At 59.1% G+C, this 14,392-nt stretch carries 13 protein-coding genes; 11 read left to right on the forward strand and 2 right to left on the reverse strand.

Annotation, left to right across the window (positions count from 1 at the left end; genetic code table 11):
• Positions 1-282: 282 nt before the first annotated feature.
• Together AC07V4_RS00005 and AC07V4_RS00010 are read right to left on the reverse strand one after the other, a co-directional pair.
• Positions 283-1,503, reverse strand: coding sequence for a CaiB/BaiF CoA transferase family protein (locus tag AC07V4_RS00005; protein WP_492635281.1), 1,221 nt, complete (start codon positions 1,501-1,503; stop codon positions 283-285).
• 12 nt (positions 1,504-1,515) lie between these two features.
• A complete protein-coding gene (locus AC07V4_RS00010; protein WP_003187423.1) occupies positions 1,516-2,697 on the reverse strand; it encodes an acyl-CoA dehydrogenase in 1,182 nt (393 codons plus the stop codon).
• A 157-nt stretch (positions 2,698-2,854) separates the two neighbouring features.
• Between AC07V4_RS00010 and AC07V4_RS00015 the strand changes: the two genes are divergently transcribed.
• From AC07V4_RS00015 to AC07V4_RS00065, 11 genes are all read left to right on the forward strand, one after another.
• A complete protein-coding gene (locus AC07V4_RS00015; protein ID WP_492635280.1) occupies positions 2,855-3,754 on the forward strand; it encodes a LysR family transcriptional regulator in 900 nt (299 codons plus the stop codon).
• Between the two features lie 453 nt (positions 3,755-4,207).
• Entirely contained in the window at positions 4,208-5,329 is a 1,122-nt protein-coding gene (locus tag AC07V4_RS00020; protein WP_431749414.1) for a Re/Si-specific NAD(P)(+) transhydrogenase subunit alpha, read from the forward strand.
• A gap of 15 nt (positions 5,330-5,344) precedes the next feature.
• On the forward strand, positions 5,345-5,665 hold the full coding sequence (locus AC07V4_RS00025) for an NAD(P) transhydrogenase subunit alpha part 2 (RefSeq protein WP_003187417.1): 321 nt from the start codon (positions 5,345-5,347) through the stop codon (positions 5,663-5,665).
• Entirely contained in the window at positions 5,665-7,101 is a 1,437-nt protein-coding gene (locus AC07V4_RS00030; protein ID WP_431749413.1) for an NAD(P)(+) transhydrogenase (Re/Si-specific) subunit beta, read from the forward strand. Before AC07V4_RS00025 ends, AC07V4_RS00030 begins: the two co-directional genes overlap by 1 nt.
• Positions 7,102-7,281: 180 nt before the next feature.
• Positions 7,282-8,775, forward strand: a complete 1,494-nt coding sequence (scpC, locus tag AC07V4_RS00035; RefSeq protein WP_492635279.1) for a succinyl-CoA:acetate CoA-transferase ScpC — start codon at positions 7,282-7,284, stop codon at positions 8,773-8,775.
• Positions 8,776-9,093: 318 nt separating this feature from the next.
• Positions 9,094-9,309, forward strand: coding sequence for a DUF1127 domain-containing protein (locus AC07V4_RS00040; protein WP_003187413.1), 216 nt, complete (start codon positions 9,094-9,096; stop codon positions 9,307-9,309).
• 333 nt (positions 9,310-9,642) lie between these two features.
• Positions 9,643-9,963 (forward strand): DUF2388 domain-containing protein, encoded by a 321-nt coding sequence (locus AC07V4_RS00045; RefSeq protein WP_492635278.1) that lies wholly within the window; start codon positions 9,643-9,645, stop codon positions 9,961-9,963.
• A gap of 106 nt (positions 9,964-10,069) precedes the next feature.
• Positions 10,070-10,378: a DUF2388 domain-containing protein gene (locus AC07V4_RS00050; protein WP_492635277.1), complete on the forward strand. Its 309-nt coding sequence runs from the start codon at positions 10,070-10,072 to the stop codon at positions 10,376-10,378.
• A gap of 26 nt (positions 10,379-10,404) precedes the next feature.
• Positions 10,405-10,725 carry a DUF2388 domain-containing protein gene (locus AC07V4_RS00055; RefSeq protein ID WP_017849050.1) on the forward strand — a complete coding sequence of 107 codons (321 nt, stop codon included), beginning with the start codon at positions 10,405-10,407 and terminating at the stop codon, positions 10,723-10,725.
• A complete protein-coding gene (locus AC07V4_RS00060; RefSeq protein ID WP_492635276.1) occupies positions 10,722-12,686 on the forward strand; it encodes a DUF7844 domain-containing protein in 1,965 nt (654 codons plus the stop codon). Before AC07V4_RS00055 ends, AC07V4_RS00060 begins: the two co-directional genes overlap by 4 nt.
• 366 nt (positions 12,687-13,052) lie before the next feature.
• Positions 13,053-14,360: a CitMHS family transporter gene (locus AC07V4_RS00065; protein WP_492635275.1), complete on the forward strand. Its 1,308-nt coding sequence runs from the start codon at positions 13,053-13,055 to the stop codon at positions 14,358-14,360.
• Positions 14,361-14,392: the final 32 nt, after the last annotated feature.

Here is a 14,392-nt window from a genome sequence, read left to right on the forward strand (position 1 = left end):
GATCTCTCGTCAGCGGGAGGCGAATTCTACAGCGTTACACGCTGCTGTCAACACCTCTTTTTCAACTTCCTGGCCGCTTCGATGAACTGAAGCAACTCACTGCCGAAAACATCATAACTCATTGTTTGACAAGGAGTTTTCCGTTTCGACTGCGCCGGAAGTGGGGCGAATTATAGACAGATATAATTCGCCGTCAACACTTAATTTCTCTTTTCTATCAATAAGTTGGAATTGATTAGAAATCACCCAAACGCCCCTCCCTCTCTATATAGAAGAGAGCCCTCAGATAACGCCCGCCTCCTTTAAAGCGGCCACATTAGCCGGCATCAATCCCAGCACGTCTTGCAGCACCTTGACGGTATGCTCTCCCAATAGAGGTGGCGCGCTCCGATACTCCACCGGCGTCTTGGACAACCGGATCGGGCTGGCAACCTGAGGCACCACCCCCGCCAAACCATGGGGCAGCCTCATCTCCAGTCCGCGCGCCCTGACCTGCGGATCGGCGAACACCTGCGCTAGGTCATTGATCGGCCCGCACGGCACACCCACTCGCTCCAACTGTGACACCCACTCAGCCGTCGTCTTGAAGACCGTAGCCTGACGAATCAACGGGATCAGCTCCGCACGGTTGGCCACCCGCGCCTTATTGCTTGCGAAACGCGGATCATCGACCCACTGCGGCTGCCCAGCCACTTCAGCGAACTTACGGAACTGCCCGTCATTACCCACCGTCAGGATAAAGTCACCATCAGCCGTGGGAAAATCCTGGTAGGGCACGATATTCGGATGCGCATTACCAAGGCGCTTCGGCGACACGCCCGTCGTGAGGTAATTCATGGCCTGGTTAGCCAGACACGCCACCTGCACATCCAGTAGGGCCATATCAATATGCTGCCCGCCACCGTCATGATCGCGGTGGGCCAAAGCAGCGAGAATCGCCACGGTCGAGTAGAGCCCCGTGAGAATGTCAGTCAATGCCACGCCAACCTTCACAGGCCCAGCCCCATCATCACCTTCAGGTCGACCGGTCAGACTCATTAGCCCGCCCAACCCCTGGATCATGAAGTCGTAGCCCGCACGCGTCGCATAAGGCCCCGTCTGACCAAAGCCCGTTATCGAACAATAGATCAGCTGCGGGTTGATCTCCTTGAGCGACTCATAATCCAGCCCATACGCCGCCAGCCCACCCACCTTGAAATTCTCAATGAGGATGTCGGACTTGGCTGCCAGGTCGCGCACCAGCTTCTGCCCCTCCGGCCGCGTGAAGTCGATGGTCACCGACTCCTTGTTACGGTTCGCCGACAGGTAATACGCGGCCTCACTGGTGTTCTCGCCACGGGCATCCTTGAGGAAGGGCGGCCCCCAGGCGCGCGTATCGTCACCGCTACCTGGCCGTTCGACCTTGATCACCTCCGCCCCAAGGTCCGCAAGAATCTGCCCGGACCAAGGCCCCGCCAATACTCGCGATAAATCCAGCACCCGCAGATGCGAAAGCGCGCCCATGCCGTGCTCCTATTAATAGAACGCCTGAAGGCCGGTCTGCGCACGCCCCAGAATCAAGGCATGCACGTCATGAGTCCCTTCATAGGTATTCACCACCTCCAGGTTGACCAGATGACGCGCAACCCCGAACTCATCGGAGATACCGTTACCACCCAACATGTCTCGCGCCATACGCGCGATATCCAGAGACTTGCCACACGAGTTGCGCTTCATGATCGAAGTAATCTCAACCGCCGCCGTGCCTTCATCCTTCATGCGGCCCAGGCGCAGGCAGCCTTGCAGGGCAAGAGTGATCTCGGTCTGCATGTCGGCCAGCTTCTTCTGGATCAATTGAGTCGCCGCCAACGGGCGGCCGAACTGTTGACGATCGAGGGTGTATTGGCGAGCCGTATGCCAGCAGAATTCGGCCGCCCCCAACGCCCCCCAGGAAATACCGTAGCGCGCGGAGTTAAGGCAGGTGAAAGGCCCTTTCAAACCGCGCACGTCCGGGAAGATGTTCTCTTCCGGCACAAACACGTTGTCCATGACGATTTCGCCAGTGATGGAAGCGCGCAACCCAACCTTGCCGTGAATCGCCGGAGCGCTCAGACCTTTCCATCCCTTTTCCAGGACAAAACCGCGAATATCGCCGGCGTCATCCTTGCCCCACACCACAAATACATCGGCGATGGGACTATTGGTGATCCACATCTTGGCGCCCGTCAGGCTGTAGCCACCATCCACCTTGCGCGCACGGGTAATCATCGCGCCTGGATCAGAGCCATGGTTGGGCTCGGTGAGGCCAAAACAACCAATCCATTCACCAGAGGCCAATTTCGGCAGGTACTTCTGCTTCTGCGCCTCAGTACCAAATTCGTTGATCGGCACCATGACCAATGACGACTGCACACTCATCATCGAGCGGTAGCCGGAGTCGACGCGCTCCACTTCACGTGCAATCAACCCATAACTCACATAGTTCAAGCCACTGCCACCGTACTGCTCAGGGATCATCGCCCCCAACAGGCCGGTTTCGCCCATCTCGCGGAAGATCGCAGGGTCGGTCTTTTCATGGCGGAAAGCTTCGAGTACACGCGGCGCCAGCTTGTCCTGGGCGAATTGCTCAGCACTGTCACGCACCATGCGCTCTTCTTCGGTGAGCTGTTGATCCAGCAGCAGTGGATCGATCCAGTTGAAGCTTGCCTTGCCAGCCATGAATAAGTCCTCGCGGAAGAAATCAGAAGTCGTGGATGGAGCCTAGGCCGAGCAGACGCAGAGGGCAAACGAGGTTTCTGCATAGGGTTGTGCTAATTTCTCACTTCGTAATGGTCTAGAATGGCGCAAATGCGCTTTATAAGTGAGTACACCGTACATGCGCAGAAAAATCCCCAGCACCACGGCTCTTGTCAGTTTTGAAGCAGCGGCCCGTCACGAGAGCTTCACCAAGGCTGCGAATGAGCTTTCCATCACCCAGGGCGCCATTTGTCGACAGATCGCCAGCCTTGAGGAGTTTTTAAGTGTCGAGCTGTTTCGACGCTCACGGCGCGGGGTCAAGCTGACGGAAGCCGGGCTGTCTTACAGCCGTCGCGTCGCCATGCAACTGGATGCCGTGGAGCGCGACACCTTATCCGTCATGGGGCAGCAGGGCGCCAACGTTATCGAACTGGCGGTAGTTCCCACCTTCGGCACCCAATGGCTGATCCCCCGACTCAAGGACTTTCAACGCAAGCACCCGGAAGTCACGGTCAACCTTACCAACCGCACGCGCCCCTTTCTGTTTGCCGATACCGAGTTCGACGCGGCAATCTACTTTGGCGATGCTGACTGGTCCGGCACCGAGTCCCATCGACTGATGGGAGAGAACCCAGTTCCCGTGTGCAGCCCGCGCTTACTGGGCGCCCGCACTCACTTCAGCCCCCAGGAGATCGCAGAACTGCCACTGTTGCAGCAAACCACTCGCCCCTACGCCTGGCGCCAATGGTTCAACGCCCAACAGTTGAACGTGCCCCGGGACATGACAGGCCCTCGTTACGAGCTATTCTCGATGTTGTCCCAGGCTGCCATGCATGACATGGGCATCGCGTTGATTCCGCCATTCCTCATCCAACGCGAGCTTGATGAGAAACAATTGGTGATTGCCAACCCCGAGGCATTGAGCAGTTCGAAGGCCTACTACCTGATGATCCCCGAGAGAAAGGTCGAATCCGCATCGCTGCACGCATTCAGGGACTGGTTGATCGATCAATCACAACGCTACAGCCCCAGTATTTAAAAGCCAAAACCGCACTTATTGACCTTGTAGTCAGATAAATTAAAAACCTACAGATATACGTATATGTCGCATTTTGACAGACTGTACCTATTCATCAAAAATGAAGCTCAACACCATGACTTACATGGCTTGTAGCGACTATCACCAAGCAATACGCGACCATTCACGGCAACGATGGAAAAAGACTCAATAAACACCTACAAGCCTTTAAACACCTGTATTTAAAGAGGTTATTTTCGAGCATTGCGACAATCAGTCACAGGGTGACTTGTAGTTAATTTTTCGTCACCCGTCATAATCCCTTGAAGGCCGTAAAGTTCGCCTGCAAAATGCCGCGCCCCGCTGTCATTTCAGCGGGATCGTGCTGATCGGCCGCCCCAGATGCGCCACTCACGGTGCACTGGCCTTTTTACAAAAAGATCAAAAGCAAAAAGATCATGCAGGAGATTTGACGTGCACATTGGTGTTCCTCTCGAAACCCAGACCGGTGAAACGCGGGTGGCTGCCACCCCGGAAACCATCAAAAAGCTGATCGGCCAGGGCCATAAGGTCACTGTACAAAGCGGTGCAGGCGTCAAAGCCAGCATCGTCGACAGTGCCTATGAAACGGCAGGCGCAACCATTGGCAGTGCCAACGATGCATTTGGCGCCGAGCTGATTCTCAAGGTGGTTGCCCCCAGCGACAGCGAACTGACGCTGATCAAAAGCGGCACCGTATTGGTGGGCATGCTCAATCCGTTCAGCAACGAAACCATCGCCAAGCTGGCAGAGCAGGGCATTACTGCCTTTGCGCTTGAGGCCGCACCGCGCACCTCGCGTGCCCAGAGCCTCGACGTGCTGTCATCCCAGGCCAACATTGCCGGCTATAAGGCCGTGTTGCTCGCCGCTCATCACTATCCGCGCTTCATGCCGATGCTGATGACCGCCGCAGGTACCGTCAAGGCTGCTCGCGTGCTGATCCTCGGTGCTGGCGTTGCCGGCCTGCAGGCTATCGCGACGGCGAAACGCCTGGGTGCGGTGATCGAAGCGTCCGACGTGCGCCCCGCCGTGAAAGAGCAGATCGAATCCCTAGGCGCCAAGTTCGTCGATGTACCGTACGAAACCGATGAAGAGCGCGAATGCGCCGTCGGTGTTGGCGGTTACGCTCGCCCGATGCCGAGCAGCTGGATGCAGCGCCAGGCCCTGGCTGTGCACGAACGCGCCAAGCAGGCTGACATCGTCATCACCACGGCCCTGATTCCCGGCCGTAAAGCACCGACGCTGCTGAGCGCAGAAACCGTTGCACAAATGAAGCCCGGCTCGGTGGTCATCGACCTCGCCGCGGCTCAAGGCGGCAACTGTCCACTGACCGTTGCCGACCAGGTCGTGGTAGAGAATGGCGTGACCATCTGCGGCCCGACCAACCTGGCCGGCGCTGTCGCCGCCGATGCCTCGGCCCTGTATGCGCGCAACCTGCTGGACTTCCTGAAGCTGGTCTTCACCAAGGAAGGGCAGTTTGAAATCAACCTCGAAGACGACATCGTCGCCGCATGCCTCATGTGCCGCGACGGCCAAGTCATCCGCAAAAACGCCTAAGCAGGGATTCAGACGATGGAAGAGCTTATCTCCCCCGGTATCTACAACCTGATCATCTTTGTGCTGGCCATTTATGTCGGTTATCACGTGGTCTGGAACGTCACACCCGCACTGCACACACCACTGATGGCCGTGACCAACGCCATTTCCGCCATTGTCATCGTCGGCGCCATGCTGGCCGCGGCCCTCACCGTGACGCCACTGGGCAAGACCATGGGCACCCTGGCCGTGGCCCTTGCGGCGGTCAATGTATTCGGTGGCTTTTTGGTCACGCGCCGCATGCTTGAGATGTTCAAGAAGAAAGCCCCGAAAGTAAAAGAAGAGGCGCCGAAGTAATGAGCATGAACCTCGTCACGACGCTCTACCTGATCGCGTCGATCTGTTTTATCCAGGCCCTCAAAGGCCTGTCGCACCCAACCACCTCGCGACGCGGCAACCTGTTCGGCATGCTCGGCATGGCGCTCGCGGTGCTGACCACCGTGGGCCTCATCTATAAGCTCGGCGCCGAACTCGCTACTGCCGGTATCGGCTACGTGATTGTCGGCCTGCTGATCGGCGGCACCGCCGGTTCGATCATGGCCAAACGCGTGGAAATGACCAAGATGCCGGAGCTGGTGGCGTTCATGCACAGCATGATCGGCCTGGCAGCGGTGTTCATCGCCATTGCCGCCGTGGTCGAGCCGCAATCCCTGGGCATCGTCAAACACCTGGGCGACTCGATCCCTGCCGGCAACCGCCTGGAGCTGTTCCTCGGCGCAGCCATCGGTGCAATTACCTTCTCCGGTTCGGTGATTGCATTCGGCAAGCTGTCCGGCAAGTACAAGTTCCGCCTGTTCCAAGGCGCACCGGTACAGTTCGGCGGCCAGCATAAGCTCAACCTGGTGCTCGGCCTGGCCACCCTCGGTCTGGGCCTGGCGTTCATGTTCACCGGCAACCTCACCGCTTTCGCGCTGATGCTGGCCCTGGCGTTCGTGCTGGGCGTGCTGATCATCATCCCGATTGGCGGCGCCGACATGCCCGTCGTGGTGTCGATGCTCAACAGCTATTCCGGCTGGGCGGCAGCGGGGATTGGCTTCTCGCTGAACAACTCGATGCTGATCATTGCCGGCTCCCTGGTGGGCTCCAGCGGTGCGATCCTGTCGTACATCATGTGCAAGGCGATGAACCGTTCTTTCTTTAATGTACTGCTCGGCGGTTTCGGCAATACAGCGGATGCCGCAGCGGCGACCGGCTCTAAAGAAGCGCGCCCAGTGAAGTCCGGCTCGGCCGACGATGCGACGTTCCTGCTGACCAACGCCGACACCGTGATCATTGTGCCGGGTTACGGCCTCGCGGTAGCCCGAGCGCAGCATGCACTCAAGGAACTGACCGAGAAGCTGACCCACCACGGTGTCACTGTGAAGTACGCGATCCACCCAGTCGCTGGCCGCATGCCCGGGCATATGAACGTACTGCTGGCCGAGGCCGAAGTGCCTTACGACCAAGTGTTCGAGATGGAAGACATCAACTCCGAATTCGGCCAGGCCGATGTGGTGTTGGTATTGGGTGCCAACGACGTGGTCAACCCGGCCGCCAAGAACGATCCGAACTCACCGATTGCCGGCATGCCGATCCTCGAAGCGTTCAAGGCCAAGACCATCATCGTCAACAAGCGCTCGATGGCCAGCGGCTACGCAGGCTTGGACAACGAGTTGTTCTACCTGGACAAGACCATGATGGTCTTCGGCGACGCCAAGAAAGTCATCGAAGACATGGTCAAGGCCGTCGAATAACACTGCGCCAGCGCAATACCCAAAACCCTGGCCTCCAGTAGGCTGGGGTTTTTTATTGGTGCGATGAAACCCGACCAAAGGCTCTAAATCGCTACCCGGCATTCGACCATGGTAGCGGGCCGAATTTTTTTGAAATCACTAAACTGCGCACCTTGCTTCCGTAGCCTGAGATAACAATTCATGTACCGTGATCGTATCCGCTTGCCTTCGCTGTTGAATAAGGTCATGAGCCCGGCCGACGCCGCCGCACTGATCGAGGACGGCATGACCGTCGGCATGAGCGGCTTCACCCGTGCCGGTGAAGCCAAGGCTGTCCCCCATGCCCTGGCGGAACGCGCCAAGACCTCCCCCCTGAAAATCACCCTGATGACCGGCGCCAGCCTGGGCAACGACCTGGACAAGCAACTGACCGAAGCCGGCGTGCTGTCCCGGCGCATGCCATTCCAGGTCGACAGCACCCTACGCAAGGCGATTAACGCCGGCGAAGTGATGTTTATCGACCAGCATTTGTCGGAAACCGTCGAGCAACTGCGTAACAACCAGCTCAAGTTGCCAGACATCGCGGTGATCGAAGCCGTGGCGATTACCGAGCAAGGGCATATTGTGCCCACCACCTCCGTAGGCAACTCGGCCAGCTTCGCGATTTTCGCCAAGCAGGTCATCGTCGAGATCAACCTGGCGCACAACCCGAACCTGGAAGGGTTGCACGACATCTATATCCCGACTTACCGGCCGACGCGCACGCCGATCCCGCTGGTAAAAGTGGACGACCGCATTGGCAGCACCGCGATTCCGATCCCACCGGAAAAAATCGTCGCCATCGTGATCACCAACCAGGCCGACTCAGCTTCCACAGTGACGCCACCTGACAGCGACACCCAAGGCATCGCCAATCACCTGATCAACTTCCTCAAGCAGGAAGTGGACGCTGGCCGCATGACCAATAAGCTCGGCCCGCTGCAAGCCGGCATCGGCAATATCGCCAACGCCGTGATGTGCGGCCTGATCGAGTCGCCGTTCGAAGACCTGACCATGTACTCGGAAGTGTTGCAGGACTCGACCTTCGACCTGATCGACGCCGGCAAGCTGAGTTTTGCATCCGGCAGCTCGATCACGCTGTCGGAGCGACGCAACGCCGATGTGTTCGGCAACCTGGAACACTATAAGGACAAGCTGGTACTTCGCCCGCAGGAGATCTCCAACCACCCGGAAGTGGTGCGTCGCCTGGGCATTATCGGCATCAACACCGCCCTGGAATTCGACATCTACGGCAACGTCAACTCCACCCACGTCTGCGGCACGCGGATGATGAACGGCATTGGCGGCTCCGGGGACTTCGCCCGCAACGCGCACTTGGCCATCTTCGTGACCAAGTCGATTGCCAAGGGCGGTGCAATTTCCAGCGTGGTGCCGATGGTCAGCCATGTGGACCATACCGAGCATGACGTCGACATCCTGGTGACCGAAGTCGGTCTGGCCGATCTGCGTGGCCTGGCGCCGCGGGAGCGAGCCCGCGTGATCATCGACAACTGCGTGCACCCGACCTACCGCGATGCGCTAAATCGTTACTTCGACGCGGCCTGTGCCATCGGCGGGCATACCCCACACATCCTGCGCGAAGCGCTGAGTTGGCACATCAACCTGGAAGAAACCGGGCATATGCTCAAGGGTTGATGGATACGGGATCGAGCTGATGCAAACACAGTTTCATCAGCTCGAAACCCTAACGACCATATCTGTAAAAAACTGTACTGCTGTACCGGTCTTTTCCTACCGAATACTCCTACTCCCTTCATCGAAAATGCCTATTTCGCACTATTTCAGTGCGGACAGGTACAGTTGCCCCATTTCCGTACAGTACAGCCCCTATAAACAGTTAACTGGCCTCTCACAATACAGGCGAACTGTATCTAGAGAGTCTTGCGCGGGAGGAGGATCATTGGCATCAGTTAAACCACTACCTAATCCCGCCACAAGCGGAAGGATGTCATCATGGAACGTACACTCAGTTCCGAACTGTTCTTCGAAGAAAAAGCTGTAAACACCCAGGCTTCCCTGCCTTTGCGCGTTCTCGCCAACCTGATGTTGTGGCAGCGCCGCATCTCCAGCCGCCACCAACTGGCTCGTCTGGATTCGCGTCTGCTGGCTGACGCCGGTATCAGCGAAGCTCAACGCTACGAAGAGCTGAGCAAGCCGTTCTGGCGCTAATGAGCGCCCGCTGGCCCTGACCCACCGGGTCCAACCGCCAGCACCCTGATTTGTCAAAACAAAGCCCGCTCCGGGAAACCCGGGGCGGGCTTTGTCTTTTCTGGAATAAGGCATTGAATGGCCATATTTGCACTGACAATAACAGTTCTATAAAAACAAAATACAACCAGTACAATTCAATTACAGTCTTCCGAATGGACAAACGGCGGCTTAATATCCACACGCCACGTGGCGAACCTTGTAGAACGTGCGTCTGATGCCCAATAGCACCAATGTCCGTTTCACAGTGGCCGCTCTGCGCCGCATTCTTTGTTTATCTACAGGAGTTATCCCATGTCCCGTCTTCGCCTGCTGAGTGCTGCAGCCCTGTTGGCCATCGCTGCCAACGCCAACGCGAGCAGCTTGATCATCACCACCGACTCGATCGTCGGCGCACTCAAAGCCACTTCCGATGCCAGCTCCGATGCCACGTCCTCCCTGCGTGACCACAAGGTGGTACAGGCCGCCCGTGACGACGCTGCCAGCTTCGTTGCCAGTGAAGGTGCCATCCGTGGCGTGAAGCTGGAAAGCGCCCTGGCGCACATCCGCCAACAAGCACCACAACTGAACGCAGCGACTGATGCCCAGTTGGCCCAGGCAATCCTAGTGATCTGATCGCCGCTGACACACAGGGAGCGCCAGCCGCTCCCGGATGCCTCGGCGCTGGCTCTCGCCCGGGCATTGCGCTAGCCTTGGCGCTCGCTTTCAGTTGTCGAGTCCCATGGTTTTTTCATACCGCCTGTTGTTGGTTCCTGTGTTGTCTTCCGCCTGCTGGTCGCCATTGGCTTCGGCCTTTGACGTGTCCACTCAGAGCACCGTCATCAGTGCCTATGCCACCAGCAAGGTGACATCAGCGCCCTTTGACAGAAAGTTGATACTGGCCGCCCAGGATGACGCCGCCGCTTTTATAGCCACAGACGGCCAATGGCGAGGCGCCCGACTGGAATCCGCGCTGGATTACCTGCGCCGCACCCAGCCAAAACTTAACGCCAGCGACCTTGAACTGGCGCAAGCAATTCTCGTCCAATAGTCATCTTTGTATTCTGGAGTTATTCCATGCGTAGCCCGCTGATCGCCGCCGCTCTCGGCCTGCTGTTGTTGACCGATGTCGCCCACGCGCAAACCCTGAAGGCCACCAGTAACATCATCGTACGTGCTTCGGCCCGCACCATTGATTTCACCTCGGACACCACCACCTCCATCCGCGACTCCAAAATCGTGCGTGAAGCCCACGATGACGCCGCCAGCTTCGTCGCCTCCAATGGCGAGATCCGTGGCGCACAGCTGGAAGCCGCGTTCGACACCCTGCGAACCCGCGTGCCTGAAGCTCGCGATGCCAGTGACCAGACCCTCGCCGAAGCTATCCTCGCACTGTGAGGCGCGTCGTCGCCTGGCTATTGGCCGGGGCTGCTGTGCTGCTCTGTACAGGTACCGCCCAGGCCAGCCTGCAGCTGCGGCTCATAACCGAGGGTTTGAGCCCGGCCGAACAGCAGGCCAGCCAGGCGTTGCTCGATGAAGCGATGCGCTCCTTGCCGCCGCGCTTTGTCGAGCAGTTGGACCGGCGCATCGATGTCGGCTGGACCGACAAGATGCCTGAGAATGCCTACGGCCAAGCCTCTCTGGTGTCCGAGCTGGACCTCAATCGCAACCTGCTCGCCAGCCTGACCGACGGCAGTGCCGCCACCCAGAAAACCAATCGCCCCCACGGCACCGTGCGCCGCGAAATGCTCGCCACCGTGCTGCATGAACTGACCCACATCTATGACCGCGCACGCCTGTGGTCCAAAGACGATCGCGCGCTGATCAATCGCTGCAGCCGCCAGAACAACATCACCGGCCTGATCGGCCTGCCCGACCAATGCCGTGGCCAGAATGACCGTCGCTTTACCCTCAGCGACGACCCGCGCCTGCTGGACCTTGCCGGCTGGCCGCAATACGTCGGCCGCCGTGGCGAGCGCGAGCAGCACAACCATCAGGTTGCCCGCAGCCCGGATATCTACGAAACCACCAGCCCGCTGGAGTTCGTGGCGGTCAACATGGAGTATTTCCTCCTCGATCCCAGCTACGCCTGCCGCCGCCCCGCGCTGTTCCGTTACTACAGGGACCACTTCGGCTGGGCACCGCCTGAGCAGGACACCTGCGCCAAGACCTACGCGTTCCTGAATGCCGGCAACGACTTCGCCAAGACGCCGCTGGGTCAGATCGACCCCGAGCGCGTCTACGAAATCGACTACCTGCTGGCCGAAGCCAACCAGAACCTGGTGAGCCGCTGGGGCCACAGCATGTTGCGCCTGGTGATCTGTGCGCCCGGACGCCCGCGTGGCCCGGATTGTCGCCTGGACCTGGACCAGCACCTGGTGCTGTCCTATCGGGCCTTCGTCGGTGACGTACAGCTGTCGAGCTGGGATGGCCTGGTCGGCAAGTACCCATCGCGGTTGTTCGTACTGCCGCTGGCCCAAGTGATCGATGAATACACCAAGACGGAACTGCGCGGTCTCGCCTCGGTGCCGTTGAAACTCAACCGCCAGGAAATCAACGACACCGTCGAGCACGCAGCCGAAATGCACTGGAGCTACGACGGCAACTACTTCTTCATTTCCAACAACTGTGCGGTGGAAAGCCTGAAACTGTTGCGTAGCGGCAGTGCCAACCCACAGCTGACCGGTCTGGACAACATCACCCCCAACGGCTTGCTGGAAGTCCTCAGCGCCCGCGGCCTAGCCGACACCAGCGTACTCAACGACAAGCGCGAGGCGTTGCGCCTGGGTTATCACTTCGACTCGTTCCGCGAGCGCTACCAGGCCATGTTCGATGTGTTGCGCAAGCGCCTGCCGATCAAACAGACCCAAGTCGAAGATTGGCTGTCCCTCAGTGCCGCCGAGCGGCGCCAGTGGTTCAGCCAGGCCGACTTGCGCACCAGCGCTGCGTTGCTGCTGTTGGAACAAGCCAGCTATCGCAAGCAGCTGATGCTGGCCCAGGACGAAGTCAAGCAACGCTACCTCAGCGCCCGCGAGCTGAAAAACGGCGGCATGGAAAAAGCCAACAACACCCTGCAGCAAATCCTCGCCAACAGTGGTTTCCTCAGCCGCCCGGCGGAACTGCTGGGCAGCGGCGGCTACGGCCTGCCGCAACCGTCGGAAGCCAAGCTCTTGGAGTCGGAAAGTGCCGAGCGCCAGAAGCAACTGCAGTCGTTGACCGGCGACCTGGATAAAGAGGTGAGGGCGCTGCTGGACCCTTCCCGCGCCGCCGAGATTGCCGCCTGCGAAGCCAACCTCAAGCAGATGGGCGAGCATCTGCGGGCATTGCACAAGGCTGCCGGCGGCCTCGAACTACCCTGATCTACTGGCGGCAAACACCGCTCTGATGTGGGAGCTGGCTTGCCTGCGATAGCGGTGGGCCAGGCAACCAGGATGTTGAATGTGCCGACGCTATCGCAGGCAAGCCAGCTCCCACATTTGCTCTGCACGCTGAGTATTTCCCTTCATCAGCTGTTTTCTCAGCGAAAGCTGGTTGAAAGGTTTCAAGTCTAGGATCGCCCCACTGTCGGCAACAGACCGGCTGTTAACAACAACAATGGTGATTCCCGATGTCCGCTCGTACCCGCCTGTTCGCCCCCACTCCACCCGTACGCCTCGTGCCTTTCGTTCTGCGCTGACCCCACCCGGTTCGCCATTCCCTAGCCGCGCTACGCCTGGAGTTTTCCTATGCTGACTTTCCTTGGCTTTGCCATGGTCATCACGTTCATGTTCCTGATCATGACCAAGCGCCTATCCGCGCTGATCGCCTTGATCATCGTGCCGATCCTGTTCGCCCTGTTTGGTGGCTTTGCACCGGAGATCGGTCCAATGATGCTCGCGGGCATCACCAAGCTCGCGCCGACCGGCGTGATGCTGATGTTCGCCATTCTCTACTTTGCCCTGATGATCGACTCGGGCCTGTTCGACCCGGCCGTGCGCAAGATCCTCAAGATGGTCAAGGGCGACCCGCTGAAAGTCTCGGTCGGCACCGCCGTACTGGCCCTGGTGGTGTCGCTCGACGGTGACGGCGCCACCACCTACATGATCTGCGTGGCCGCCATGCTACCGCTGTATCAGCGCATTGGCATGAGCCCGCGGATCATGGCGGGTCTGATCATCCTCGCCGGCGGCGTGATGAACATGACCCCTTGGGGCGGGCCGACCGCGCGCGCCGCCAGTGCACTGCATGTGGACCCCTCGGACATCTTCGTACCGATGATCCCGGCCATGGCCGCAGGCGTAGTGGCAATCCTGATGATTGCCTACATGTACGGCAAGCGTGAGCGTGCTCGCCTGGGTGAACTGCACCTGCAGGGCGACGAAGTCGACCATAGCGAGATCAGCGTCTCGCAATACCCCGACGCCCGCCGTCCGAAGCTGATCTGGTTCAACGGCGCCCTGACCTTCGCCCTGATGTGCGCCCTGATCGCCGGCCTGTTGCCGCTGCCGGTGCTGTTCATGGTGGCGTTCAGTATCGCCATGATCGTCAACTACCCATGCCTGCAAATGCAGAAAGACCGCATTGCCGCGCACTCCGGCAGCGTACTGGCGGTAACGGGCCTGATCTTCGCCGCCGGTATCTTCACCGGCATCCTGTCGGGCACCGGCATGGTCGACGCCATGTCCAAGAGCTTGCTGACCGTCATCCCGGATGCACTGGGTCCGTATCTGGCCGTGATCACTGCGCTGGTGAGCATGCCGTTTACCTTCTTCATGTCCAACGACGCGTTCTACTACGGCGTACTGCCGGTACTCGCCGAAGCCGCCAGCCACTACGGCATTACCGCCGTGGAAATGGCCCGCGCCTCCATCGTTGGCCAACCCGTACACCTGCTCAGCCCGCTGGTACCCTCGACCTATCTGTTGGTGGCTCTGGCCGGCATCGAGTTTGGCGATCACCAGCGCTTCACCCTCAAGTGGGCAGTGCTCGTATGCCTGTGCATAATGTTCGCCGCTTTGCTGATGGGGATTTTCCCGCTGTTCAGCACTCTATAATCGTGACACCCCCATCGCGCGGCGCTGCAGCT

It is taken from the genome of Pseudomonas sp. GW821-FHT03A09 (genome assembly GCF_059421065.1).

Bases quoted from the DNA above. Each gene is read 5' to 3' on its own strand.
- AC07V4_RS00005 (WP_492635281.1), bottom strand. From the start codon at position 1,503: ATGGGCGCGCTTTCGCATCTGCGGGTGCTGGATTTATCGCGAGTATTG.
- AC07V4_RS00010 (WP_003187423.1), bottom strand. From the start codon at position 2,697: ATGGCTGGCAAGGCAAGCTTCAACTGGATCGATCCACTGCTGCTGGAT.
- AC07V4_RS00015 (WP_492635280.1), top strand. From the start codon at position 2,855: ATGCGCAGAAAAATCCCCAGCACCACGGCTCTTGTCAGTTTTGAAGCA.
- AC07V4_RS00025 (WP_003187417.1), top strand. From the start codon at position 5,345: ATGGAAGAGCTTATCTCCCCCGGTATCTACAACCTGATCATCTTTGTG.
- AC07V4_RS00030 (WP_431749413.1), top strand. From the start codon at position 5,665: ATGAGCATGAACCTCGTCACGACGCTCTACCTGATCGCGTCGATCTGT.
- scpC (WP_492635279.1), top strand. From the start codon at position 7,282: ATGTACCGTGATCGTATCCGCTTGCCTTCGCTGTTGAATAAGGTCATG.
- AC07V4_RS00040 (WP_003187413.1), top strand. From the start codon at position 9,094: ATGGAACGTACACTCAGTTCCGAACTGTTCTTCGAAGAAAAAGCTGTA.
- AC07V4_RS00045 (WP_492635278.1), top strand. From the start codon at position 9,643: ATGTCCCGTCTTCGCCTGCTGAGTGCTGCAGCCCTGTTGGCCATCGCT.
- AC07V4_RS00050 (WP_492635277.1), top strand. From the start codon at position 10,070: ATGGTTTTTTCATACCGCCTGTTGTTGGTTCCTGTGTTGTCTTCCGCC.
- AC07V4_RS00055 (WP_017849050.1), top strand. From the start codon at position 10,405: ATGCGTAGCCCGCTGATCGCCGCCGCTCTCGGCCTGCTGTTGTTGACC.
- AC07V4_RS00065 (WP_492635275.1), top strand. From the start codon at position 13,053: ATGCTGACTTTCCTTGGCTTTGCCATGGTCATCACGTTCATGTTCCTG.